The following is a 24,499-nucleotide window of genomic DNA, read 5'->3' as shown; positions in this document are numbered from 1 at the left end:
ACTGAAGTTTTATTTGCCTACGCAAGAACTGGAACCCGGCGCTGACGGACTGAATTACAGATGTGCTTTCAAGCAGTTAATAAGTCCCTATGTAGATTTTTGTTCAGCTAAATCTGTCGGCGAGTTATGATCGGCCAAGACTTCGATGATCCGGCAATCAGCGATTTTTCCGTTGGCACACGAGCCGATCATACGGGAAAGTTCCTGCCTCAATCCAAGGAGCCGTGAAATCCGGTCGTTGACCGCGACAAGTTGATCTTGGGCGATCCGGCTCACGTCCTCGCATGAAGCATCCGGTATCTCCCTTAGCCCCAGCATAGCCCGGATTGACGCGATATCGAAGCCAAGCTCGCGCGCATGACGAATGAAGCTGAGCTGCTTGACGTCAGCTGACCCATACAGCCGCCGACCGCTTTCTGTCCGACCGGGTTTCGGCACGAGGCCTATCCTCTCGTAATAGCGGATCGTCTCAATCTTAACGCTGGCCCGCCGCGACAAAACACCAATTGTAAACATTTTTCTCCATTCTGTAGTCACTATAGATTGGAGTAGCAAATCATCTGGAACCTGTGAACCGGGCAATTCGGGCAAAGACCGATTATCGACGCTGTCATAAACGGAGTAGTCCACCGTTGCTGTTTCTTGGAGCCCCTAGTGATATATTCAGCAACTGCACTTAGTCCGTATATGAGGCCAATGCGGGTCAGAGCTCGGCTTTTGCTGCCATTGAGCAAGCGGAGCCTTAGGAGATTGCTGTCCGCCTCAAACGCCGTATCTATCGTACAGTTGTCGAGCATCGTATTGCCCGTCATCCCCATCATGACATCGCTTACTGACGGGTAAAAATCATGGCATACGCTCGAAGCCCCATTTGATATTTCAGCATTCGGACAGGTACTATAATAAGCGTCTTCTGATCATTTCAGGCACGGTCTTCACATGATCAATCGGTCGGTTGCGGTATTACGCGTAAATAGGACTTCTTCGTATCCCAGCCAGCAGGATATTTGGCTTTGGCATCTTCGTCCGACAGGGACGGCGGGATGATGACATCATCGCCCTTTTGCCAGTTAACAGGCGTTGCCACACCCTTACTTTCTGTGAGTTGCACCGAATCCAGCAGCCGGAGAACTTCATCGAAATTACGGCCGCTGCTCATAGGATAAAGCAACATGGCTCGGATTTTCTTGTCCGGACCAATGATGTAAACAGTGCGTACGGTTGCATTATTGGCTGCGGTCCGGCCTTCCGCATGGCCGGTCTCGTCAGCTGGCAACATGTTGTAAAGCTTGGCGACCTTGAGGTCGCTGTCGCCGACCACCGGATAATCGACTTTATTACCGCTGACCTCTTCGATATCGGGAAGCCAGTCGCGATTATCCTCGCTGCTGTCGACCGAAAGGCCCAGGATCTTAGTATTGCGCTTCGCAAATTCCTCGCCGAGCCCGGCCATATAACCTAGCTCAGTCGTGCAAACCGGAGTAAAGGCCTTGGGATGAGAGAAGAGGATCGTCCAACTTTCACCCATCCAATCATGAAAGTTAATGGTACCCTGGGTCGTTTCCGCTGTGAAATCGGGGGCTGTCGAGCCAATTGAAAGTGTCATGTAAAACTCCTATTTATCGTGGGGGAGGTAGGGGACGTCGAATTCGACGCTTCGGGTGAGAAAATCGGGCACGTGAAATCCTTTTTCGCGCAGGAATACCGGGTTGAAGAGGCGTGATTGATAGCGTGAACCTGAATCACACAATATGGTGACGATGGTATGGCCGGGCCCCAGTTCCCGAGCCAGCCTGATCGCTCCTGCGACATTCACACCCGAGGACGTGCCGAGGTTGAGACCTTCTTCCTCCAAAAGAGCGAAGGTGATGTCGAGCGCTTCCTGATCTGGGATGCGGTAGGCATGGTCAATTTCCAGCCCCTCAAGATTGCCCGTAATGCGACCCTGACCAATGCCTTCGGTAATTGAGCTGCCTTCGGCCTTAAGTTCGCCCGTGGTGAAATAGCTGTAGAGTGCGGCTCCGGGCGGATCGGCAATGCCGATCCTGATATCCGGCTTGCGCGCGCGTAGCGCTTGTGCGGTGCCGGCAAGCGTGCCACCGGTCCCGACCGCGCAAATAAATCCATCAACCTTGCCATCCGTCTGGTTCCAAATTTCCGGACCGGTCGTCTCTATATGTGCGCGGTGGTTTGCCCGGTTATCGAATTGATTGGCGAACACCGCTCCGTCTTTCCTATTCCTCGCAAGCTGCTCGGCGAGGCGACTGGCAATTTTTACGTAATTGTTGGGGTTGCTATACGGTACAGCCGCAACCTCAACGAGTTGGGCACCCAGACTATGAAGCGCATCCTTCTTTTCCTGGCTTTGGGTTTCAGGTATAACGATAACCGTCTCCATGCCCAGCGCATTGCCGACCATGGTCAGACCGATCCCCGTATTGCCCGCCGTACCCTCGACGATCATACCGCCTCTTGACAGAAGGCCTTGGTCCATGGCGTCACGAACGAGATAAAGTGCCGCGCGGTCCTTGACCGACGCGCCAGGATTCATGAACTCCGCCTTGCCCAGTATTTTGCATCCGGTTTCGTTCGAAGCGCGGCGAAGTTTAACCAACGGGGTGTTGCCGATTGCGGTAAGTACATCAGGACAGACGGTCATCACTTTAAAGTAAGACTCCTTGTGAAGAATTCAACCGCAGAGACCGAATACATCTTGATGATTTGCATTAATCTCATACGACGACGAACTGCCCCATCATACCAGCATCCTCGTGTTCCAGAATGTGGCAATGGTACATATAGGGCAGGTCCGGGTCAGTATATTCTTCGAACCGCAAAATAACCCGAACGACCTCGCGCGGTGCCACGGTGACTGTATCCTTTAGCCCCCGTTCTTCTGGGCCGGGCGCGCGACCATTGCGGTCAAGCACGCGGAATTGCACATCGTGAATATGAAAGGGATGCGCCATCATCGAAGCATTCTCAATCTGCCAGATTTCTGTCGTGTTGACTTTTACCGTCTCGTCGATGCGCTGCATATCCATGGACTGGCCGTTGATTGTAAAGCCACCGCCGCGCATCATACTCATGCCCATCCCCATATTGAGGACAAATCTGCGCGTCCGAACCGCATCTGTCGGATCGACGCGAGGCAGCGAGAGCAGCCGGGTGGGCATGGTGATCGCCTTGCGCCGTTGAGCCGTAGGACGGATATTCAGCACCGTGAAGCGCTGCCTTTCGTTCATCATGCCCTCGCCGTTTGTCCTCATCCCGCGATCCATCATTTCTCCGCGACCCTCACGTCTGTCCCCCATGCCGTCACCCATTCGATCGTTGCCGCTCATCATGCCGCGGTTTTGCATCCCGCCGCCTCCCATCATTCCCATCGTCTCGATGCTGTCCGCCAAAAACGCGACCGGACTGCCATCACTTAGATCGATCACGATTTGTGTACGCTCTCCAGGGGCCAGTATGACATTGTTCGTACGATATGGCTGTTCAAGGAGACCGCCATCGCTTGCGACCTGAGCGAAGCTGCGGCCGTCGTCGAATGCAAAGCGATAGAAGCGCGCGTTCGAACCATTGAGCAAGCGGAGCCTCAGGAGATTGCTGCGCGCCTCGAATACCGGATTAACAGTACCGTTGACGAGCATCGTATTACCCGTCATCCCCATCATGACATTGCGCATTGACGTGGAATAAAACAGGCTGCCGTCGCGGTTGAAGGCCCGGTCCTGCACGATCAGCGGAACATCGTCGATCCCGTAATCGTTCGGCAGGTCGAGTCGCTCGCTTTCAGTATCGCGTACATAGATCGCGCCAGCCAATCCTTGATAGACTTGCGGCCCGGAGCGATGAAGTGCATGTGAATGATACCAGAACATAGACGCGCGCTGGCGCACCTCGAAGCTCGGCGACCATTTTCCGCCTGGCTCTATCGGCTGATGCGGCCCGCCGTCGGCGCGTGCCGGCAAATGGAAGCCGTGCCAGTGTACCGTTGCCGTCTCGGAAAGCTCGCTGCTGACGTTCATCCGAACGGTGTCGCCAGCATACATTTCGAGTGTTGGGCCGAGATAAGGTTGGTTGATACCGATGGTGGGCGTATCGACGCCCTTCAAGAAACGTGAGGTGCCCCGCTGCAGATTCAGATCAAATATCCGGACACCACCTTCAACTTTGCCAGGATAAAGCGTGGGTATCTGCAGTGGATTGACAGAGCCAGAGGATATATATGATGACCGTCCGCCTCCAAGAAATTCCCGTGCAGCGATGCCTCCGATCACGAGCACGCCGCCGCCGATCGCGGCTCCTCCAAGGAGGGATCGTCTGTTTGTCATGAGTTTTTCTCCTGCGGTTTATGAGGAAGGGGATCATTCCCCCGAATATTTCTCCAGAAGCCAAACGCGATGATCACAATCAATAAGAACTGCGCTATCAGCGGCTGCGACGCCGGGAATACGCCAAGCATTTCGATACGGGGCACGAATGGCCACGGCGTTATGCCGACCATTCCCGCCTCCTGGAGCCCTGCGATCCCTTTGCCGATCAACACCACCGCCAATATGGCAATAAGGATTGCGCTGTAATTAAGTAACTTCCCTATGGGCAGCTTGCGGCTATATCGCAGCATCGCCCACGCGATTGCTACCAAGAATCCAATGGCTGTACCGGCGCCCGCAAGAACTGCCCCCCCGTTTCGTTCGGTCCACAACGCCGCGTAAAACAAGATTGTCTCGAAAACCTCCCTGTAGACCACGAGGAAAGCAAGACCGAACAGGAACCAGCTGGATCCTCGCGAAAGCGCTCTACTCATGGTTTTCTGGATATAACGTTGCCATTCGCCGGCCTGCGACTTGCTGTGCATCCAAATGCCCACAGAGACCAGCACGGCCGCTGCGAGTAGAGAGCCAAATCCTTCGGTGAGCTCGCGGCTTGCGCCGCTGACGGCGATTAGCCGGGTGGCTGCGAACCATGTCGCTGCTCCCCCGGCCAGCGCCGCAACCCAGCCTGCATGGACGTAGCGGATGCCTTCTGGACGACCCGCCTTGCGCAGAAAGGCGGTCATGGCGACGACGATCAGAAGTGCCTCAAGTCCTTCGCGAAGCAAGATTGTAAACGAGCCTACAAAGCTCGATACCCAGTCTCCCGCCTCTCGCTCGAGAACATTGTCCGCTTGATCGAACAATTCAACCAACTCACTCGCTTGTAGTCGTACCTCCGCAGTTGTCGCACCCCGGCCAATCGCCGCTCTCAGAGCGCCCATCGAGCTTTCAATCTGGGTCAGGAGTCCCGCATCTCGCACCGCCAACATCGGTTCGAGTGGCTCGAAACCATCAAGATAGGCAGATAATGCAAGATCAGAAGCTCCGTCCCGGTCGCCGGAATCATAGGCTGAAACACTCGCGCGCAGCCGTGCGCGTGCGATATCGAGTCCCTCAGCACGACTGGTTGTCGTTTTTTCGGGCATTTTCCGGAGAAATGCGGCTAGTGCACGGGCCTTTTCCTCGCCTATTTCTTGCGCCAGCTGTGCCGGGGTAATCTGAGTGAGCGTTTCGAGATTCGAAAACCGCCGACGTAAGTTTGGCTCCGCATTCCATATTTTCTCACCCCTGCGTGCATCGGCTTTGGAGAATGAGAATGCGCCGACATAGAAGGCCAATGCCCATTGATCCGCACTGTCGAGCTGCGCAAAACTCGCCATCGCCGTTCCGCCGATGCCTTGGTTGATGACCTGGTATAGGCTGAAAACACTGCGTTGCCGGGCCCTAGAGAAGTCGGAGAATGCAGCCGGCGGCGGGTCCAATCCTGCCGCGAGCGAACCGTCTCCGCCTCCGCTTGGCCCATGGCAGGACGCACATTGCTGCGCGTACAATGTCGCCGTGCGCGAGAAATTGGGCATAGCGGAGGGAGCCAGGGACACAGGATAGGCGAGCAACACTTCGCGGCCAAGCGTGCGCGCAAGTTCGGCTACTTTGTCAGCCGGTGCCTTGTCCGCTATTGCGCGCTTTAACCGAGCGGCTAGTCTTACTAGATCGGGCTTGGCAGTGGTGAGGGGAAGGTCCGCGATCCGCTCGTTTGCGGATTGAGAAAATTCTACCATCTCGTCATACTCGCCGCGACTTGTGATAGCCCCTTCGGAAACTGCTTCGGCATAATCGACCGCAATATAATCCAGAAGCCGCCAAGCCGTCGCTGCGTCGGCCTGTTCTGGGCCAGCAGCTAACGCAGGCGCGCTATTGCTCGACGCAAAAAAGAGCGCGGCCACGATAATCTGTAATGTAAGCCGCATCACATTCTTGTGCCCTCGTTCTTGTGCCCTCGTTGAACCTTACGAGCGTCGGCATCAGGCGAATCGCTAACCGACATACGGAGTGCATACTTACTGTAGTGGCTACAGGATCAAGAGGTTTCTTGTTCGCAATAGCTAAAAGTGAACCGCCCCGGGATTGCCGGAGGCTCCAACTCTTGAGTAGAAGGAGCTATTATGAGCAAGACCACAAACAAGTTTTCACCGGAGGTTCGCGAACGGGCGACCCGCATGGTGCTGGAGCACAGACAGGATTATCCATCGCGCTGGGCAGCGGTGGTGTCCATTTCTCAGAAGATCGGCTGCTCACCGCCGACACTGCATGAATGGGTCAAGCGAGCGGAAGTGGATAGCGGCACGCGCGCCGGGGTTCCCAGCGATGTTGCTGACAAGCTAAAAGCACTGGAACGCGAGAACCGCGAACTGCGCCAGGCCAACGAGATTTTACGTAAGGCATCGGCTTATTTTGCTCAGGCGGAGCTCGACCGCCCGTTCAAGCGATGATCACGTTTATCGACGATAACCGTGGATCTTATGGGGTCGAGCCGATCTGCAAGTTGCTGCCGATCGCCCCGTCAACCTATTATAGTCATGTGGCCAAGCGGCAAGATCCATCACGCATGTCAGCCCGCGCGCAGCGCGATATACTGCTGAAGCCGGAGGTGGCCCGAGTGTTTGCCGAGAACTTCGGGGTATATGGCGTGCGCAAGGTCTGGCGGCAGATGAAGCGTGAAGGCTATGATATTGCACGCTGCACGGTCGAACGGCTGATGCACGACATGGGCTTGGCAGGCGTGATACGAGGCAAGCCAGTGCGCACCACGGTCAGCGATAAAGCAGCGCCTTGTCCGCTTGACCATGTGAACCGGCAGTTCCACTCGCCAGCGCCCAATATGCTGTGGGTGTCAGATTTTACCTATGTCGCAACCTGGGCGGGCTTTGTCTATGTCGCCTTCGTGATCGATGTTTACGCCCGCTACATTGTTGGCTGGCGGGTGAGCCGAACCGCCCATGCCAGCTTTGTTCTCGATGCTTTGGAGCAGGCTTTACATGATCGCAGGCCCACGCATCGCGGCGGTCTGATCCATCACAGCGATCGCGGAAGTCAATATGTATCGATCAAATATACTGAACGCTTGGCCGAGGCAGGCATCGAACCATCGGTCGGCAGCGTCGGCGACAGCTATGACAACGCTTTGGCTGAAACAATCAATGGCCTTTACAAGGCAGAGGTAATCCACCGGCGCGGACCATGGCGGTCGTTAGAGGCCGTCGAATATGCCACACTGGAATGGGTAGACTGGTTCAACAATAAAAGGCTGCTGGAACCCATCGGCAATATCCCGCCCGTGGAAGCTGAGAAAAACTACTACGCCATGCTGGACGAAACCAACATGGCCGCTTAACTTAAACCAAATGGCCTCCGGCAATCCCGGGGCGGTTCAAAGCGTTCACCATCGCCGCTGAGGAAAAGCAAAATTTTTGCCGATTAAGCTGCTTTGCGCAGCTCGCCAGCGTATTTTTCTCTTGATCCTTATAGTCGCTACAGAGGGCATCGTGATTGCGCGTGAGGTGCTTTAGCATTGGCCAGCGTTATGCTTGCTATGGCAGGATAGCGCCTCAGTGCCCAAATGAGGAGAAACAAAATGAGTTTGCAACTTGAAGATATAGTCCCTGATTTCACTGCTGACACTACCGACGGTCCGATCAACTTGCATAAATGGATGAATGGGTCCTGGCCGGTGCTGTTTTCGCATCCGAAGGACTTTACACCGGTCAGTACGGCCGACCTGAGTGCAGTGGCAGGATTTAACCCAGAGTTTGTCCGTCGTGACGTGAAGGTTATCGGACTCAGTGTAGATCCTCTCGAAGATAATTACGTTTGGGTTGGCGACATTGCCGAAACACAAGGTTATGCACTACATTTTCCGATGATAGCGGATGCTGACCGTCAGATTGCCGAGCTCTATGGCATAATACACCCAAATGCGGACGATACTTTGACAGTACGTTCTGTGTTTATCATCTCTCCTAACAAAACCCTTAGGCCCTTAGCTATACGAGCCCCGGCGAAACGTGAATTACAAGCCCGCAACGGGCTAGAAAATTTCTAGAGTAACTAAAGGATCAGGATGTCTATTGTTTGTAGTAAGTCCGACGGAATTCAGGAGGATTATGTTTTTCGCTAATCTCTGATATCGCGCATCCCGCGTAGCGCGTCTATCCGTTCGGTGATACAGGTACTGCGGGCATGCTCGAAGTGGCATTCTGTTTCATAGGGATTGTTACAGCGGTCTCCAGATTATGGTTGTCTGCGAATGTCATAGCCCGTCTTGAGTTATGCAAATAGCGGCTTGGCCGTGCACATTGGTCGTCGGCGAAGCCGGCAAACGGCCTGGCTTCATATGTCCCGATGGCGGAGTTGTAAATTCTATTGCAAGGGCGATACTTAGAAACCGAAAGATTCTTGCATTTTTTCCTTTCCTTTTAACCCACGGGAAATTAAGAGCCAGCTAGATGAAAAAATGGTTGCACATTATTGTTAGTCTTTTCCTCGTTACGGGAATGACCGCGGGGGCGATGGCTGAAGCTGCCGAGCTGGATTCCAGTTCGTGCTCCAGCGCTGTTGCGTCAGTAGACGATTGTGTGGACTTTTCGAAGCAAGGCGACGATAAGCAGCCCGATCCTACGAAAACCTCGACTAATTGTAGTGGCTGTCATGGCCATCAAATTGGTATCCCTGAGGTAGTCGCCCAACCGCCCGAGCCTATTGTGGTAGCTCAGGTCAGGCTGGTGCGAGGCGGCTCAAGTCTTCCCCCACCGGATCATTCAGACACTTTCCGACCTCCGATATTCTGACAATTGAGGCTTAGCTAGGCTTGGCCTCGGCGCGTGCCGTCAGTTTGTCATTAGAGGAAGTTTTCATTCATGTTTGCCATCATTTGGCGAGGCGCCCTTTTGTCCGGGCTTGGCCTCGCCCTGTTCACCGAACCCCTCGGTGCACAGGATCGTACGGTCCTGTCGCTCGAAGATGCCTTGAGCCGTGCCGGAGTTTCCGGGAGCGCGCCGGGCGCCGAAAACAACCCGCGCCTCGTCGGTCCGCGAGCCGAGACTGAGGCGGCTCGCGCACTCATCGACCAAGCCCGCTTGCGGCCCAATCCAGAAGTGTCTTTTGAGGCGGAAAACATCGCCGGGACCGGCGCTTTTTCAGGCCTCAGAGCAACCGAATACACGCTTTCGGTTGGCCAGCGGTTAGAACTGGGTGGCAAGCGCGGGTCACGTATACGTTCGGCTGAGGCAGAGGCTCGCGTCACCGCGCTTCAGGGTGACCTTTCAGCTGCCGGGCTCGCACTGTCGGTACGTGAGCGCTATGTCGGAGCTATTGCGGCTTCCGCCCGCCTTGAGCTGGCGCGCGATATTGTCGAGCGCAACAGTGAACTTGCGCGCATTGCACGTGTTTTGGTCGAAGTAGGTCGTGAGCCGCCTTTGCGCGCGCTGCGCGCCCAAGCTACTCTTGCCGAAGCGCAGGCGGCTCTGGAGGCTGCTCAGGTTGGCGATCTTGCCGCCCGCAGCGCGCTCGCCGCCTTGTGGGGGGAAAGCGCGCAACTCCCAGTGGTTCAACCGGTTTTCCCTAAGATTGAACCGCCCGCAGCACTTCTGGCTAGAGATACATCGCTGCGTTTGCAGATCGCCCAAGCCGAGCGTGAAGCGGCTGATGCCGCTATTGATCGAGAGAGGTCTCTCGCCGTGCCGGATCCAGTCATCTCGGCCGGTGTCCGCCGATTCGAGGAAAGCAAGGACAATGCCTTCCTGGTTGGAGTGACGATCCCTCTGCCTTTCGCCAACCGCAATCAGGGCAATATCGCTGCTGCGCAATCACGGCTTCGCGCTGCAACCGCGCAAGAAGCGATAATCAGGACAGACTTCGAACTTGCAATCACCCAAACCCGATCACGATATCTGGCGGCCGAAACTCGGGCAGAAACTTTGTCTGAAGCCTCGCTACCCCAGGCTGAGGAAGCGTTACGGCTGGTTCGGATTGGCTACCGCAACGGCAAGTTTCCGTTGATCGAAGTCCTGGCCGCCGCCGAGGCACGCGATGGCATTCGCGAAGCTTTGATCCAAGCTAAGGAAGATCGGGACCAACTAGCTGCGCAGCTGATCTGGCTGGCCACCCAATGAGGAATTTAGTCATGAATCGTACACGCTTGGCCGTCTTAATCGGCCTTATCATTCTGGTCATTGCTGGTGTCGTAATGTTCTGGCCCGGCAAAACTTCTTCTCCAGTGCGGGAAGAAGCTGCAGCCGAAGTTGAAGAAAATCATGACGAAAGCCTGGTTGAAATGGATGCCGCCCGCGTAAAAGCGGCGGGCCTCGCTACCGAAACAATCCAGGCCGGCGGCCTCGGCGCAGAAATCATCGCGCAAGGTATGGTTACTGCTGCCCCTGACGGGGAAGCGGTCCTGACTGCTCGGGCGGACGGCGCAATTACCCGTGTAGTCAAGCGGCTCGGCGATTACGTGCGCGCAGGCGAACCGATCGCGTTTCTTGAAAGCCGCGATGCATCGGATATTGCCGCCGAACGCACCGCTGCGGCTGCCCGCGCAGCGGTGGCCCGATCTGCTTATGCCCGCGAGAAAAAGTTATTCGACGAACGCGTTACCGCTCGGCAGGATTTGGAATTGGCACAGGCTGAGCTGGCCGGAGCCGAAGCTGAATTGCGGCGATCCAAATCAGCAGCAAGCGCAGCCAAGGTTACCGGCGACGGACGCTACCTTGCGGTATCCAGCTTGATCTCTGGCCGGATTACGGAAGCCAACGCAACGTTAGGGAGTTATGTAACTGCAGGTACCGAACTATACCGTGTCGCTAATCCGTCGAAGGTTCAGATTGAAGCTGCGGTGGGGTCGGTTGAAGTTCAGCGACTTGCCATTGGTGACCAAGCGACGGTCGAGTTGCCCGATGGTCAGACAATCGAGTCTCGCGTGCGCGCAATAACGCCTGGCCTTGGCGGTGAAACGCGTTCGGCCACCGCCGTGCTAGACGTACAAGGAAGCCTGCAGCCCGGGCTTCCCGTGCGTGTTCGCCTGATGCCGAGCCGGGGCGAGACCTCGGACGCTATCGTTGTGCCAGAGGAATCGCTGCAAACACTCGAAGGCAAGGATGTTATCTTTGTTAGAACCCCTGATGGGTTCCGCGCACGCAATGTCACTATTGGGCGGCGAAGCGCTGGCCGTGTTGAAATTGTAGCAGGACTCAAGTCGGGCGAAAAAATCGCCACCACCAACGCATTTTTGCTGAAGGCCGAACTTGGCAAGGGCGAAGGCGGGGAGCACTAGATCATGATTGCACGACTTATTGCGCTTTCCGTCCGTGCACGCTGGATGGTCCTATTCCTGTTCCTCGCGGTGGCCGCATTGGGCACTTGGCAGTTGTTCCAGCTTCCGATTGATGCTGTACCCGACATCACGAGTAACCAGGTCCAAATAAACACTGTCGACCCGCGTCTTTCGCCTGAGGAAATAGAGAAGCTGGTCACTTACCCAGTCGAAATTTCTCTGGCCGGTATCCCGGGACTTGAGACGACCCGTTCGATATCGCGCAATGGGTTCAGTCAGGTTACGGCGATCTTCTCCGAATCCACCGATCTGTATTTCGCCCGGCAACAGGTAGGCGAGCGGCTAACCCAAGTTACCGAAAACCTACCCGACGGCGTGCAGCCGCAGATAGGCCCGGTTACCACCGGCTTGGGCGAAATTGTTATGTATACCGTGGGGTACACCAATCCGGATGGCAAGGGTGCAAAGAAAGTGGCCGGGCGAGCTGGATGGCAGCCGGATGGCAGCTATCTTACACCTGAAGGCGAATTGCTGACCGACGAAGTTTCGAAAGCAGGATATCTGCGAACCGTGCAAGACTGGATTATCGGCCCCCAGCTGAAGGCGGTGCGCGGTGTTGCAGGCGTCGATTCAATCGGTGGATATGCCAAGACATTTGTGGTTGAGCCCGATCCGGTAAAGCTTTCCAACTACGGAATTTCCTACAGCGAACTCGGCGAAGCCCTGGAGAATGCCAACCTTGCTGTGGGCGCCAATTTCTACAACCGTAGCGGTGAAGCCTATCTCGTTCGTGTTGATGCGCGGGTGCGGTCCGGCGATCAAATTCGAAACGCGGTGGTGGCCACGCGCGGTGGGATTCCGATCACGGTTGGTCAGATTGCTAACGTGAAGGTTGGCGGCGATTTACGCACCGGCGCAGGCAGTCTGAACGGCAAGGAAGCGGTGATTGGCACCGTGCTTATGTTGATTGATCAGAACAGCCGGATTATAGCTGAATCCGTAACAGAGAAAATTGATCAGGTTTCGCAGACGCTGCCACCCGGGGTTAGTGTAAACATCGTCCTAAATCGCGCCGAGTTGGTCAGTGCGACCGTCGGGACGGTCGAAACCAATCTTAGTGAAGGCGCGCTGCTGGTCGCTGTTGCGCTCTTCTTGTTTTTGGGAAACTGGCGCGCGGCGATTATCGCAGCTCTGGTTATTCCATTCTCCTTCCTGATGATGGCGACCGGAATGAACACCTTTGGCGTGCCAGGTAATCTCATGAGTCTGGGCGCGCTCGATTTCGGTCTGATCGTCGATGGGGCGGTCATCATCATCGAAAATTGTCTCGCGCGACTGGCACACCGGCAGGAACGCGAAGGGAGGCTGCTCACGATCCATGAACGGCTCGAGGAAACGATGCACGCTTCGCAGGAAATGATCAAACCGACCGTGTTCGGGCAGGCGATCATATTGCTGTCCTTCGCACCGCTGCTGTTGTTCACCGGTGTTGAGGGCAAGACCTTCTCGCCCATGGCAATCACGATCATGCTGGCGCTGTTCTCGGCGTTCATTCTCTCGATCACGCTGGTGCCTGCACTGGTGGCACTGCTCATTCGCGGGCGCGTTGCCGAAAAAGAAGTGTGGATGATCCGCAAGAGCAAGGACCGCTATCTGCCTCTGCTCGACAAGGCGCTTGCTCGGCCCATGCCGTTCATCGCGGGGGGCTTGGCATTCTTCCTAGCAGCATTTCCAGTCTTCGGATTACTTGGCTCGGAATTCATTCCTCAACTTGACGAAAAGAATCTAGCGATTGCCTCGACGCGCGTCCCCTCGGTCAGCGTTGATCAATCCCTTACGATGCAGCGCAAAGTCGAAGCGGCTGTTGCCCAGCTTCCTGAAGTTGAACTAATGTTTTCCAAGACCGGCACGGCAGAGGTTGCTACCGATCCGATGCCGCCCAATATCTCGGACGGGTTCGTCATCTTGAAGCCGGACGAAGAATGGCCGGCAGGAGTGAACAGCAAGGCAGACGTGGTTGAACGCATCGAGGAGGCCTTGAGCGGTCAGCTCGGGCAGGTCTACGAAGTCAGCCAGCCAATCGAGCTGCGCTTCAACGAGCTGATTTCGGGTGTACGCGGTGACGTGGCAATCAAGCTCTATGGTGACGATCTCGACAAAATGTCACAGACTGCAAATGAAATGGTGCAGGTGCTTCAAGCCATTCCAGGTGCGGCAAGCGTGAAGGCGGATCAGGTCGGGGGTGCGCCCTTGCTTGATGTGAAGCTGGATCGGGCGATGATTGCTCGCTACGGGCTCACTGTCAAAGAAGTGGCGGACACTGTTGCTACGGCACTCGGCGGGCGGGAATCCGGGCTACTCTACGAGGGCGATCGCCGTTACGACATCACGGTGCGCGTGCCCGACGAAACGCGGGTTAACCTTGATGATATTCGTGCGCTTCCTGTGCTGTTGCCCGAAGAACCCGGCGAAATCCGTCAACAGATCCCGCTGTCGCAAGTAGCGAATATCCAGTTGAGTGAAGGGCTTAACGAGATACGGCGCGAAAACGGAAAGCGCAGGGTGGTTGTCCAGATGAATCTGGAGGACCGCGATGCAGGTTCGTTCGTGGCAGAGGCGCAGGCCAAGATCGCCGAAGTGGATCTGCCTACCGGCTATTATCTGGAATGGGGCGGACAATTCCAAAATTTGCAAGCGGCGACCGCGCGACTGTCGATCGTAGTGCCGCTTGCCTTTGTTGCTATCTTCGGCTTGCTGTTCATGGCCCTTGGGTCGGTCGGCCGGGCAACTGCAGTCTTCCTGACTTTGCCACTTGGATTGGCCGGAGGGATATTCACGCTCGCCCTAACCGGTATCAACTTCTCCGTCTCGGCAGCGGTTGGGCTTATCGTGCTGGCCGGTGTTTCGGTTCTGAACGGTCTGGTTGTGATGACGGCCATTCGTGAGCGTCAGGAACATGGGCTGCCTCTAGTTGAGGCGATTCGGGAAGGCATGACCGAGAAGATGCGTGCAGTCATTATGACTGGATTTGTTCCGGCCATCGGCTTCATTCCGATGGCAATTGCTACCGGGACGGGGGCTGAAGTCCAGAAACCGCTCGCGGTTACGGTCATCGGGGGATTGATAGCTGCAACTATCCTTACTCTTTTGGTGTTGCCGTCAATCGCGAAGGTTGTGCTCGGCGCAATCGAAAACCGCAAGCGCAAGCGGACCGAGAATGCCCCGCAGGCTGCGCCAGAACCGGCATAAAGGAGAAGATAATGACACAGACGGTCAAATTGTTGCGGATATACACGGACGAGGGAGCTTATCTCGGAGATCGTAGAGTTCTCGAAGTGATCGCCTCCCGCGCCCGGGAGGCCGGTATGGCGGGGGCTACCGTTCTGGATGCGCGCTTGGGCTTTGGCCGCTCGGCCCATGTGCATCGTCGTCACGTATTCGAAAGCGACCGAGCTGTTGTCATCGAGATCGTCGATGAGGAAGAGCGGTTACGGACGTTTGTCGGTAATCTTGGCGATATTCCGGATGTCGGGCTGATGACACTGGAAGCAGTGGAGGTGCTTGGCGGGAAGGCCCGGCAAGCATTTTTCGAAGCCCGCCCATGATTTGCGCCGCATCTCGCCTCAATTGGTGTGATGCGGTGAGCATCGCGCATGACAGGCTGGACCATCCCATTGAGTTTGATCTGTCTAGCCGCAAAGCAGGGACAATTTCCGGCGCCGGCGGGGTAACGAGGTGTCTTGACGGTAGAGAACTCGTATCCATTGCCCGTGCCCGTGGCAAAGGTTTGGGGCTTCGTCGCAGGCATCAACAGGCCACTCCAGATCGAGGAAGGAATTCATCTGGCATAGTTGCAGCAAAACACTCAGTTCAAGCACCAACTTTGCTATTGAAAAAACGTTTCATGGCTAGAATTTATGATTGCGAGACAATTCTTGTGACCTCGGCTAGTCAGAGCCGGCAGTTTGCTGGGGCGCCATCCTCACGAACATCGGCTACCATACAATTCAAGGATTCGCGCTGCTCGCTCGGACTCAGGTCGTTCTGTTTCCGCCAGAGCGGGCATCATGTGGTGCGGGCGTTCGACGCGCCCGCACCACACCATCGGCGAAAACCAACCACTTCGGCGCTGCGCTCTCCCATGCGTGGGACGATCGGATGAAGGGAACAGCAATGAAAGATCTAGTGCGCCTCGACATTCCGCTTTTGCTGCCGGAAGTAAAAGATGTAGCTGACCGCTGCATAGGCAGACTCACTAACGAATTGCGAGGTAGGGCGGGCGTTCGGGACGCACATGTCGTCGCGAGCCATGATGACACTCCGGCACAACTTTGCATCCATTATGATCCTGACTTCCTGTCGCTCCAACGCGTGCGCGAGATTGCCAAAGGCACTGGCGCGGCGCTGACAGAAAAATATCAGCATATCCACTGGACGGTTGACGGACTGACCCACGCTCGCAAGGCACGCACGGTCGCCGACCGGCTTCGAAATTTGCCGGGTGTCATCGAAGTCGAGGCGAGCGCGGCAGGCACAATTAGTGTGGAATTCAGTCGATCCGAGGTGAGAGAGGCGGAAATCAGTAAGACGCTGGCCGAGATGGGGGTCCTTCAACGAGCCGAACGGATATCAATATCAGCCAACGCCGCGAAAGAGCCGCCCAAGCAGGGTCACCAAGAAGGGGAGCACGCCCACAGCAACCTCTTTGGGCCTAACACCGAACTGATCTTTTCGCTGATTTGCGGGGGGGCGCTGGCAACTGGGTTTGCGATCGAGAAACTGACTGAGGCCCCTGCTTGGATGCCGATCGCCTGCTACTTTGCCGCCTATATATTTGGCGGTTGGTTCACACTCCGCGAGGCGTTTGAGAATTTGCTCCTCAAACGCTTCGAGATCGACACGCTGATGCTCGTGGCGGCAGCTGGCGCGGGCGCTTTGGGCGCTTGGGCCGAAGGCGCACTACTCTTGTTTCTGTTTAGCTTGGGGCATGCACTTGAACATTATGCGATGGGCCGGGCAAAGCGCGCGATCGAGGCTTTGGCTGAGCTGGCACCACGTACAGCCTTAGTACGTCGAGGGGATGGCCGTCTGAGCGAAATCTCCGTCGAAGATCTCGTTATCGGCGATACCGTGATCGTAAAGCCGAACGCACGTCTGCCTGCAGATGGGTTCATTGTAGTTGGGCGATCAAGCATCAATCAGGCACCCGTCACGGGCGAAAGCGTCCCCGTCGATAAGGAGCCGGTACCGGATAGGGCGCTGGCAGCAGCCCAATCTGACAAGGTTTCCGCCCAGCACCGAGTATTTGCGGGGACCATAAATGGTCAAGGCGCGATCGAAATCGCTGTCACACGCCTTGCTGCCGACACGACGCTGGCCAAGGTGGTCAAGATGGTGAGTGAGGCGGAGACACAGAAATCTCCAACCCAGCGCTTCACCGACCGTTTTGAGCGGGTGTTCGTGCCCTCCGTTCTCGCGCTGGTGGTCATGCTGTTGTTCGCTTGGGTTGTCATCGATGAACCGTTCCGCGACAGCTTTTATAGGGCAATGGCCGTGCTTGTAGCGGCCAGCCCCTGCGCGCTCGCCATCGCGACGCCGAGCGCCGTTTTATCGGGCATCGCTCGGGCGGCTCGTGGTGGCGTGCTAATCAAGGGCGGCGGACCGCTTGAGACTTTAGGTTCGCTGAATGCGCTGGCCTTCGATAAGACTGGCACGCTTACCGAAGGGCGCCCTCGCATTACTGACGTCGCGCCATCAATGGGAGTGGACAACGCCGAACTCATGAAAATTGCGATCGCTGTCGAAAGACTCAGTGATCACCCGCTGGCGGAAGCGATCGCGCGAGATGGTGAGCAATTTCTCGATGGTCAACCGGTTCCAGAGGCGGTCGACCTCGTCAGCCTAACAGGCCGCGGCGTGCAGGCGCGTGTTGACGGGAAGGTGGTGCTGATTGGCAAGGCTGAGATGTTCGGTCGAGATGGAATCGCTCCCCTTACGGCGGAGACGGCCCAGACGATTGAGATTCTGCGCGAGCAAGGGCGCACGACGATGGTCGTGCGCACTGGTCAGCGCGACCTGGGTGCAATCGGACTCATGGACACACCGCGCACAGCCGCAAAAGAAACGATAGAGCGACTTAGAGCGCTAGGAATCCAGCGTATGGTGATGATGTCAGGCGACAATCAGCGGGTAGCCAGTGCGGTAGCCGCCGAAGTCGGCATCGAAGAAGCCTGGGGCGACCTGATGCCAGAGGATAAGGTCGAGGCAATCAAAAAGCTTCGCGCCGACGCGCCGGTCGCGATGGTAGGTGATGGTGTCAACGATGCTCCCGCTATCGCGAATGCTTCCGTGGGTATTGCAATGGGAGCTGCGGGATCCGACGTCGCACTCGAGACTGCCGATGTCGCGCTTATGGCCGATGACCTCGCACATCTACCGTTTGCCATCGGCCTGAGCCGCAGCACCCGCTGGATCATTCGGCAGAACCTGATCGTCAGCTTGGGTGTGGTCGCCTTCCTGGTGCCGGCGACGATCATGGGTCTTGGAATAGGCCCTGCGATTCTGGTCCATGAAGGCTCGACGCTGCTCGTCGTTTTCAATGCGCTCCGTTTGCTTGGCTATCAAGACAGGGGTGCCCAATGAGCTTACTTTCGAAGGGATTTGTGCTCAAAATTGCGGAGAAACGCGAAATATCCTCGATATGCTCAATGCCGAGCAGAAACTTCTCAGAAGCCGCAGCGCAGTTCGTAACCACCCGATGTGCCGCCCTCGTCTCCAATTTTAGGTTGTTTGCCGCCATCGGCGCGTCCGATGCGCGCGATCTCAACTACTTTGGAGGCACGCTGTTTGAAATGAGCTTCAGTCGCAAGGTGATATCCAGTCCGGTGTCATTGGAAACGGAGTGCCGCACCGCCGTCGACGGCGGCATTCAATTCTCGCTGATACCGGTCAAACCACGTCTCGATCGCGGAGCACGAAATCAAGTTTTGCTGACCACTGACGTTGGCGAGTATCGAGGCTTAGAAGAGTTCGAACATCAGCTAACTGAGAGGAGATTATCATGAATTCATCAACGGCAACAGGCAAAGGCATGCTCTGTCCCATTTGCCAAGTGACGCTGTCTATCTCGGATCGACAGGGCGTGGAGATTGATTTCTGTCCACAGTGCCGGGGTGTGTGGCTTGATCGGGGCGAGCTTGATAAAATCATCGAGCGATCCGAAGCCGTCACGGTATCGCGGCCGCGCGATGAGGGTCGATCAAGCCCCGGTTTTTCGGCGCACGATGACCGTCAACGATCGAAGCACCACGGGTATAAGCGCCGACGCAGCTTTCTTTCCGACCTGTTCGACTGAACCATGCAGATGAATCGCCTTATGAATGGCTGGTCAGGGGGAAAGCGTGTTTACCCAAGAAAATGAAACAATCTTGCATGCCTCGCCGACTAAAGTCTGGTCAGCACTGACGCGCTTTGAGGATTATGGACATTGGAACCCGTTCATACGCATCTCCGGCTCACTCGCGCTCGATGCGATTGTAAAGTACTCATTCAGAATGAAAAAAAGCAAGCGAGGATTTTTCATCATCAACGCTCGCATCTCGGTTCTTGAGCACCAGAGACACATTTCCTTTCGCTTTGGCTTTAGAGGGCTGATTTCGGTTGAGGAGAGCTACCTGATAGCGCCCGAGTCTGTCGGATCGCGCTTGGTTCACAGATTTCACTGCACCGGTCCGCTTTCGGCGCTGAAACTCAGGAGAATGATGACCAATTTCAACCTGATACTTGAGACCACGGATAAGCAGTTTCAACGGCATCTCCGGCGTTCATGGCCGTCTGCGAAAGTTAAGAAGCGCGTTAGGAGAGGATTTCGGCCGATTGATTGAAAATTTAATGCAGATTGGCCCTCCGCAAGCTATTTCTCGGGAGAAAGGCACCCAACAGACGTTGCCATCTTCCCTTGCGGCCCGGGTCACGCCGTGGGCGCATCCCCCACCGCCCACGGCGATACTTGACCACTATTACTCGCGCAGCAACTTCTTTTTTAAGAAGACGAATATGTATCCTCAATAAGTACTGGAATTGAGATGAAGCTTTTTATGTCAACGGTTGAGAAATGCTAATAAATTTACATCAACGTATCCCGATTTCTTTCAAGATTGTAATAGGTGCATTAGTAGGTGTCATCCTTCTACACCCCCTGGTCACGCTAATTTTCTGGCTTGAGTTCAATCAGCTATTATCGACACCCTCAGATACCGCTGCCGATTTCCTATGGTGGCGGATTAGAGAGTCCACCAGTTTCGAAATGTTTCCTATGAACCTGCTTTTTGCCGGTTTAGGCGCTGGTTTGGCCTTGGTCTTGGATTTAGTCGAAACCTTGTCTGAAAAAAGCAGAGAAAAGTCACATATTCTAAAAAGGCAACTCTCCGATCAATTGCCAATGCTTATTGCGGCAGGAGAGAGCGAGACTACTGAATTTAAAGAGTCGTTGCGCTGGGATGTAAAGGAAGGCCGAGTAAATAAAAAATTGGAAAAGGTTATAGCTAAATCGCTTGCCGGATTTATGAACCATCGCGGCGGAAATCTACTGATTGGCCTTTCTGATGATGGCACAATCAAGGGCATTGAATTAGATTGCAAGACCTTAAGAAGTAAAAGCCAAGATGGATTTGAACGCGCTCTTATTGATTTGGTGAATAATCAATTGGGAGCCAATGCCGCCACAATGGTCCACATCCAATTCTTGGATTATGGGGGCCATACCATATGCTGGGTGATCGTAGATTCCGCGTTTGAGCCAGTTTATCTAAAAGATGGCAATATTTCGAGATATTTCGTGCGGTTAGGAAATTCCACGCGTGAGTTAGATGTTCGGGAAGCGCAAGACCATATCGCACAACGCAGTCCTATTGGGAACAACTAAAGGTGTCCTACGAAATCATAGTTCATTGTTTTGCTCTGATACACCGAGATCAGAATTTTTTGCTGACTTTATTGGCTTTGGAAGAGTGATGCTCAAAATGCAAAATGGAAAAGGTTCGAAAGGCCGACGACTTCCTTTTCCATTGGGCTTCAAACTGATGCCATCGAGCATTATGGGGGCAATTTTTTTAGTACTTTGGTCAGAGGTGGCGAAAGGGCATTTGGACAAAATAGATAAAACCCTCTTGCTTGCTTTTAGGTCTATGAAAAACTCGGATCTTTTGGTTGGTCCAGGCTGGCTTCCACAAGTTGTTCGCAACGTCTCCTTTTTGGGGGATTCAATTTTTCTGATTTTTGTTATTTTGGCAGTCTCTGGCTTTTTGATCGCAAAAAGAGCCTATCTTAATGCGTTTCTATTGTCCGCTTTATCCATGGGCGGGTTTTGGATAATATCCTTATCGAAAGACTTTTTCGGCAGACCTCGGCCTTCGATTGTAGAATATCTTTCTGTTCCCAATTCCGCTAGTTTTCCAAGCGGTCATGCTGCAAATTCGACCATCGTTTATATCTTGATAGCAGTGGCTTTATTCAAAATTGTACCGGGAAAATATGCACGGGTTTGCCTGCTTTCTGGTGCGTTTATATTGGCTGCATTGATTGGCATATCGAGGATTGCTTTGGGCGTCCATTGGCCAAGCGATGTTTTGGGGGGATGGATTTTTGGACTGGGATGGTGCTGCTTGTGGTTCTTGAAAGACAGCATTCCAGATTCACCGACCGCCTTCAGTCGTTACAGTTCAAAGCAAGCACGATGAAGATACTGTCAAGAAAATACTCGAGAAATATGGAAAGGGCCGTGGTGCCTCTAGCAGATTTTCTGGATAATCTAGAGGTAGCGGCTAAGATGATACGAATAAAAGTCGTAAGCTCGGAATCGGAGACCGTTTCGAAATTGCAAGCAACAAGTCGCAATTTATTGAAGAACTTAAAAGGGATGTAAAATGCTGACAGCAAGAGAAAGTGAAGGGCTGATTTTTATAGAAGCAGGCGAAAAGTTGGGCGCGGAAGATTTCGATGCATTTGTGCCATTGTTTGAACGTATAGCGCAGCGAACACCTGGAACAGTTCCGATGCTAATTGAACTGAAATCCGATTTTTCTGGATGGAACATCGGCGGGCTGTGGCGTGATCTAAAATTTGATATTCGCCATAAGGACCAATTTGGACGTATCGCCATTGTCGGCCACAAAAAATGGGTGGAATGGGGAACGAAATTTTCTGCCCCTCTGTTTAGCGGTGACATGCGATACTTTGACTTAAAAGATATTGAGAAAGCCGAAAAATGGGCCAGGACTGGCTCGACGGAGAAGAATGGGTGAGCGAAACATCTGTAAACCTAGATTCTCCGGACAAGCGCAGAACTCTGTGGATCGTGCTGGCGTTGAATGTTGCGATTGCAATCGCCTTTTTCGGAACCGGCATTTTAGCCGATTCAAGTGCGTTAATTGCGAACGGGCTCGACAATTCATCTGACGCTGTTGTCTATGCTCTTAGCTTGCTTGCGCTCTCGCGGTCTCAAAAATGGAAGCGCGCGGCCGCGCGTGTTTCGGGGGTAATGCTTCTGATTTTTGCCGTGGGGGTGATTTTAGATGTGGGTAGGCGTTTCGTTGAAGGGTCTGAACCGGGGGGATGGCTAATGATGGCCATGGCTGCTGTTGCTGCCGTAGTTAATCTTTTATCATTGCGCCTACTTCAAAAAATCCAAGACAAAGATGTAAATTTACGAGCAGCGACAACATTTAGCTTCAACGATTTCATATCCAATGGCGGTATCATTATAGCTGGCGTCATTGTTCTGTTCACCGGTGCAAATTGGCCGGACCTCCTAGTTGGCATCGCCGTCGCAGGGGTAGCGGTGTATGGAGGCATAGACATTTTGCGGGATGCCCATCAGGACAAGCATGATGAAAAGGGAGATATCCATTGAGCGCCGGCCACGATCACGGCAGTGACAATATGAGTGATGGCCGACTTTTGTTTGCGGTTGTGATCAATGTTTTATTGACCATCGCCCAAATCATTGGGGGGGTATTATCCGGATCGCTTGCACTGATTGCGGATGCTTTGCACAATTTCAGTGACGCGGCTTCGCTCGCTTTGGCCTTGTTTGCGCGCCGCATTGGTAGGCGTCCTGCAGACGCGTTCATGACATTCGGATATGCCCGCGGGGAAGTGGTAGCAGCGCTCATAAATTTAACCACACTTCTGATTATTGGCTTTTACCTGCTTGTTGAGGCAATCAACCGTTTTGCTGATCCGCAGCCCATTGAAGGCTGGACTGTTATCATTGTCGCAGGAATCGCACTCGTTATCGACCTAGTCACAGCTATCATGGTGTATGCAAGTTCAAAGGAGAGCCTTAACATGAAGGCCGCCTTTCTTCACAATGTATCCGATGCGCTAGCTTCGGTAGGGGTCATAGTCGCAGGTATTTTGATCTTGCTATATGATCTGTATATCGCTGACCTTATCATCACGATCGCAATCGCAGTATACGTTATTTATCAAGGAATAACATTGTTACCGAAAACTGTCCGGCTGCTCATGGGCGCGGTTCCAGATGACTTGGAATTCGACGAGATTGTAGAAACGCTACGCCAGACTAATGGCGTCAAGAGTGTTCACCATGTTCATTTGTGGAGTATCAGTGAGCACAGCCTTTCTCTAGAAGCACATCTCGTCCCGAAGGAAAAATCACTGGAATCGTTTGAAGCGGTTAAAGCGTCGGCACGCTCGGCATTGGCCGAAAAATATGATATTAAGCATGCGACATTCGAGTCTTGTCTAGAAACAGACTGCTCGCCCGAACTTGTGCCAACTCATGAAAGGCGTCACAACCATGAGTGACCACATAATATTCCATGCGAATTTCAGAATGCTGCCTTCGGGGATATTTTAGGATCCTGCTTACATCAGGCGCTAGGTAATAATAATATCCGAAAGCAAATTATGGGATTAGTTGGAAGGAATAAATTTAATGCAGTCTGTGCTGTGGTACATTGATGATCAAGGCCCAGATCCGTGGGTCCAAGCGGCGCTTGACGTAACCCGCGCAGTGGAGGGCCATTTGAGTTGCCTCCATGTTTCATCACTCAATTCATTTAAGATATCGGATGCCTATGGGGGCATGGCGGCCAAGCATCGTTTCATTGTTGAGGCTCAAAAGCGTGGGGAAAAAATCCGGATGCAGATAAGAGAGCGGTTAGACAAAGAGAATGTAAGCTGGGATTTTAATCATATTGAAGGCGATCCCGTCAATGCGATAACACGTGAGAGTGCCTTGCGGGATATCGCGATTCTGGGACGGCCGCCCGGAAATTCTGATAAAAACAGGTCAACAACATTTTTCGGAGACCTACTAAGTCACATACGGACCCCAACATTGCTCCAACCTCATGATTTTATTGGAATCAATCTTATGGATCCGGCTATCATCTGTTGGAATGGGAGTATTGAATCTGCCAATGCATTACGCTCATCGCTTCCTTTGATCAAAATTGCTAGTGAGGTCCATATCGTATCAATTGATGAAGATAAGGGAACCGAAATTCCGCCAGATGCGGCTTGCAAATATCTCGCTAGTCATGGTGTGGACCCGCAATTGCAACTATTGTCATCGCGAAGTTCCCATCCTTCCGATATTCTCATATCTACGGCACAAAATTTGCAGGCCGGTGTTATGGTCGCCGGGGCTTTCGGGCGGAGCCGAACCCATGAATATATATTCGGCGGTGTTACTCGAAATTTGCTTCGAAGTTGCCCACTCCCGTTATTATTGGTCCCATAACTTCACCTGGACGTTCTCGGAAGCAGGGATTCAGCCTTGCTGGGTGGGTAAAAAATATTGACAATAATGTTTGAAAAATCGCCA

Annotated in this window: 21 protein-coding genes and 1 other annotated feature; of the genes, 16 read left to right on the top strand and 5 right to left on the bottom strand. The window is 54.0% G+C overall.

Going from position 1 to position 24,499, the window contains the following annotated elements; genetic code table 11:
• Positions 1 to 87: 87 nt before the first annotated feature.
• From ACWFTY_RS17565 to ACWFTY_RS17545, 5 genes are all read right to left on the bottom strand, one after another.
• Entirely contained in the window at positions 88 to 516 is a 429-nt protein-coding gene (locus ACWFTY_RS17565; RefSeq protein ID WP_447526954.1) for a MerR family transcriptional regulator, read from the bottom strand.
• Between the two features lie 427 nt (positions 517 to 943).
• A complete protein-coding gene (locus ACWFTY_RS17560) occupies positions 944 to 1,606 on the bottom strand; it encodes a peroxiredoxin (RefSeq protein WP_447526953.1) in 663 nt (220 codons plus the stop codon).
• 9 nt (positions 1,607 to 1,615) lie between these two features.
• Positions 1,616 to 2,659, bottom strand: a complete 1,044-nt coding sequence (locus ACWFTY_RS17555) for a cysteine synthase A (RefSeq protein ID WP_447527016.1) — start codon at positions 2,657 to 2,659, stop codon at positions 1,616 to 1,618.
• A gap of 73 nt (positions 2,660 to 2,732) precedes the next feature.
• The gene (locus ACWFTY_RS17550) at positions 2,733 to 4,337 is read right to left on the bottom strand and encodes a multicopper oxidase family protein (RefSeq protein ID WP_447526952.1); all 1,605 of its coding nucleotides are present in this window, start codon (positions 4,335 to 4,337) and stop codon (positions 2,733 to 2,735) included.
• Positions 4,334 to 6,289 (bottom strand): FTR1 family protein, encoded by a 1,956-nt coding sequence (locus ACWFTY_RS17545; RefSeq protein ID WP_447526951.1) that lies wholly within the window; start codon positions 6,287 to 6,289, stop codon positions 4,334 to 4,336. The genes ACWFTY_RS17550 and ACWFTY_RS17545 overlap by 4 nt, the downstream gene beginning before the upstream one ends.
• A 195-nt stretch (positions 6,290 to 6,484) precedes the next feature.
• On the opposite strand from ACWFTY_RS17545, the gene ACWFTY_RS17540 reads away from it, so the two are divergent.
• The 16 genes from ACWFTY_RS17540 (at position 6,485) to ACWFTY_RS17465 (ending at position 24,415) form a co-directional block, all read left to right on the top strand.
• A protein-coding gene (locus ACWFTY_RS17540) for an IS3 family transposase (protein WP_422343068.1) occupies positions 6,485 to 7,713 on the top strand; the annotation gives its coding sequence in 2 pieces (ribosomal slippage) (positions 6,485 to 6,773 and positions 6,773 to 7,713; 1,230 coding nt in all).
• Positions 6,766 to 6,882, top strand: a sequence feature (AL1L pseudoknot). It overlaps the preceding gene by 117 nt.
• A 240-nt stretch (positions 7,714 to 7,953) precedes the next feature.
• Positions 7,954 to 8,421 carry a redoxin domain-containing protein gene (locus ACWFTY_RS17535; protein ID WP_335657507.1) on the top strand — a complete coding sequence of 156 codons (468 nt, stop codon included), beginning with the start codon at positions 7,954 to 7,956 and terminating at the stop codon, positions 8,419 to 8,421.
• Between the two features lie 814 nt (positions 8,422 to 9,235).
• Complete coding sequence (locus ACWFTY_RS17530; protein WP_335657506.1) at positions 9,236 to 10,489, top strand: TolC family protein; 1,254 nt, start codon at positions 9,236 to 9,238, stop codon at positions 10,487 to 10,489.
• Between the two features lie 11 nt (positions 10,490 to 10,500).
• Positions 10,501 to 11,646, top strand: a complete 1,146-nt coding sequence (locus tag ACWFTY_RS17525) for an efflux RND transporter periplasmic adaptor subunit (RefSeq protein ID WP_335657505.1) — start codon at positions 10,501 to 10,503, stop codon at positions 11,644 to 11,646.
• A gap of 3 nt (positions 11,647 to 11,649) precedes the next feature.
• A complete protein-coding gene (locus ACWFTY_RS17520) occupies positions 11,650 to 14,895 on the top strand; it encodes an efflux RND transporter permease subunit (RefSeq protein ID WP_335657504.1) in 3,246 nt (1,081 codons plus the stop codon).
• Positions 14,896 to 14,906: 11 nt separating this feature from the next.
• Positions 14,907 to 15,251, top strand: a complete 345-nt coding sequence (locus ACWFTY_RS17515) for a DUF190 domain-containing protein (protein ID WP_335657503.1) — start codon at positions 14,907 to 14,909, stop codon at positions 15,249 to 15,251.
• A gap of 568 nt (positions 15,252 to 15,819) precedes the next feature.
• Positions 15,820 to 18,288 carry a heavy metal translocating P-type ATPase gene (locus ACWFTY_RS17510; RefSeq protein WP_335661005.1) on the top strand — a complete coding sequence of 823 codons (2,469 nt, stop codon included), beginning with the start codon at positions 15,820 to 15,822 and terminating at the stop codon, positions 18,286 to 18,288.
• Positions 18,285 to 18,710, top strand: a complete 426-nt coding sequence (locus tag ACWFTY_RS17505; protein WP_335657501.1) for a hypothetical protein — start codon at positions 18,285 to 18,287, stop codon at positions 18,708 to 18,710. Before ACWFTY_RS17510 ends, ACWFTY_RS17505 begins: the two co-directional genes overlap by 4 nt.
• Positions 18,707 to 19,000 carry a TFIIB-type zinc ribbon-containing protein gene (locus tag ACWFTY_RS17500; protein ID WP_335657500.1) on the top strand — a complete coding sequence of 98 codons (294 nt, stop codon included), beginning with the start codon at positions 18,707 to 18,709 and terminating at the stop codon, positions 18,998 to 19,000. Before ACWFTY_RS17505 ends, ACWFTY_RS17500 begins: the two co-directional genes overlap by 4 nt.
• Before the next feature lie 25 nt (positions 19,001 to 19,025).
• The gene (locus tag ACWFTY_RS17495) at positions 19,026 to 19,529 is read left to right on the top strand and encodes an SRPBCC family protein (RefSeq protein ID WP_442955330.1); all 504 of its coding nucleotides are present in this window, start codon (positions 19,026 to 19,028) and stop codon (positions 19,527 to 19,529) included.
• A 230-nt stretch (positions 19,530 to 19,759) separates the two neighbouring features.
• A complete protein-coding gene (locus ACWFTY_RS17490; protein WP_335657498.1) occupies positions 19,760 to 20,569 on the top strand; it encodes an AlbA family DNA-binding domain-containing protein in 810 nt (269 codons plus the stop codon).
• Between the two features lie 25 nt (positions 20,570 to 20,594).
• Entirely contained in the window at positions 20,595 to 21,383 is a 789-nt protein-coding gene (locus tag ACWFTY_RS17485) for a phosphatase PAP2 family protein (RefSeq protein ID WP_447526950.1), read from the top strand.
• Between the two features lie 186 nt (positions 21,384 to 21,569).
• The gene (locus ACWFTY_RS17480) at positions 21,570 to 21,947 is read left to right on the top strand and encodes a SpoIIAA family protein (RefSeq protein WP_335657496.1); all 378 of its coding nucleotides are present in this window, start codon (positions 21,570 to 21,572) and stop codon (positions 21,945 to 21,947) included.
• The gene (locus ACWFTY_RS17475) at positions 21,911 to 22,555 is read left to right on the top strand and encodes a cation diffusion facilitator family transporter (protein ID WP_335657495.1); all 645 of its coding nucleotides are present in this window, start codon (positions 21,911 to 21,913) and stop codon (positions 22,553 to 22,555) included. The genes ACWFTY_RS17480 and ACWFTY_RS17475 overlap by 37 nt, the downstream gene beginning before the upstream one ends.
• Before the next feature lie 29 nt (positions 22,556 to 22,584).
• Positions 22,585 to 23,475, top strand: a complete 891-nt coding sequence (locus ACWFTY_RS17470) for a cation diffusion facilitator family transporter (protein WP_447527015.1) — start codon at positions 22,585 to 22,587, stop codon at positions 23,473 to 23,475.
• A 130-nt stretch (positions 23,476 to 23,605) separates the two neighbouring features.
• Positions 23,606 to 24,415, top strand: a complete 810-nt coding sequence (locus tag ACWFTY_RS17465) for a universal stress protein (protein ID WP_335657493.1) — start codon at positions 23,606 to 23,608, stop codon at positions 24,413 to 24,415.
• The last annotated feature ends 84 nt before the right edge of the window (positions 24,416 to 24,499 follow it).

The organism is Parasphingorhabdus sp. NYA22 (genome assembly GCF_976973735.1).
The sequence above is the reverse complement of the archived record's forward strand: the minus strand, read 5'-3'. Positions and strand labels throughout refer to the sequence as shown.

Bases quoted from the DNA above. Each gene is read 5' to 3' on its own strand.
- ACWFTY_RS17495 (WP_442955330.1), top strand. From the start codon at position 19,026: ATGGCTGGTCAGGGGGAAAGCGTGTTTACCCAAGAAAATGAAACAATC.
- ACWFTY_RS17465 (WP_335657493.1), top strand. From the start codon at position 23,606: ATGCAGTCTGTGCTGTGGTACATTGATGATCAAGGCCCAGATCCGTGG.
- ACWFTY_RS17535 (WP_335657507.1), top strand. From the start codon at position 7,954: ATGAGTTTGCAACTTGAAGATATAGTCCCTGATTTCACTGCTGACACT.
- ACWFTY_RS17505 (WP_335657501.1), top strand. From the start codon at position 18,285: ATGAGCTTACTTTCGAAGGGATTTGTGCTCAAAATTGCGGAGAAACGC.
- ACWFTY_RS17515 (WP_335657503.1), top strand. From the start codon at position 14,907: ATGACACAGACGGTCAAATTGTTGCGGATATACACGGACGAGGGAGCT.
- ACWFTY_RS17500 (WP_335657500.1), top strand. From the start codon at position 18,707: ATGAATTCATCAACGGCAACAGGCAAAGGCATGCTCTGTCCCATTTGC.
- ACWFTY_RS17475 (WP_335657495.1), top strand. From the start codon at position 21,911: ATGGGCCAGGACTGGCTCGACGGAGAAGAATGGGTGAGCGAAACATCT.
- ACWFTY_RS17510 (WP_335661005.1), top strand. From the start codon at position 15,820: ATGAAAGATCTAGTGCGCCTCGACATTCCGCTTTTGCTGCCGGAAGTA.
- ACWFTY_RS17480 (WP_335657496.1), top strand. From the start codon at position 21,570: ATGCTGACAGCAAGAGAAAGTGAAGGGCTGATTTTTATAGAAGCAGGC.
- ACWFTY_RS17525 (WP_335657505.1), top strand. From the start codon at position 10,501: ATGAATCGTACACGCTTGGCCGTCTTAATCGGCCTTATCATTCTGGTC.
- ACWFTY_RS17545 (WP_447526951.1), bottom strand. From the start codon at position 6,289: ATGCGGCTTACATTACAGATTATCGTGGCCGCGCTCTTTTTTGCGTCG.
- ACWFTY_RS17530 (WP_335657506.1), top strand. From the start codon at position 9,236: ATGTTTGCCATCATTTGGCGAGGCGCCCTTTTGTCCGGGCTTGGCCTC.
- ACWFTY_RS17565 (WP_447526954.1), bottom strand. From the start codon at position 516: ATGTTTACAATTGGTGTTTTGTCGCGGCGGGCCAGCGTTAAGATTGAG.
- ACWFTY_RS17550 (WP_447526952.1), bottom strand. From the start codon at position 4,337: ATGACAAACAGACGATCCCTCCTTGGAGGAGCCGCGATCGGCGGCGGC.
- ACWFTY_RS17560 (WP_447526953.1), bottom strand. From the start codon at position 1,606: ATGACACTTTCAATTGGCTCGACAGCCCCCGATTTCACAGCGGAAACG.
- ACWFTY_RS17470 (WP_447527015.1), top strand. From the start codon at position 22,585: ATGAGTGATGGCCGACTTTTGTTTGCGGTTGTGATCAATGTTTTATTG.
- ACWFTY_RS17490 (WP_335657498.1), top strand. From the start codon at position 19,760: ATGCTAATAAATTTACATCAACGTATCCCGATTTCTTTCAAGATTGTA.
- ACWFTY_RS17520 (WP_335657504.1), top strand. From the start codon at position 11,650: ATGATTGCACGACTTATTGCGCTTTCCGTCCGTGCACGCTGGATGGTC.
- ACWFTY_RS17555 (WP_447527016.1), bottom strand. From the start codon at position 2,659: ATGACCGTCTGTCCTGATGTACTTACCGCAATCGGCAACACCCCGTTG.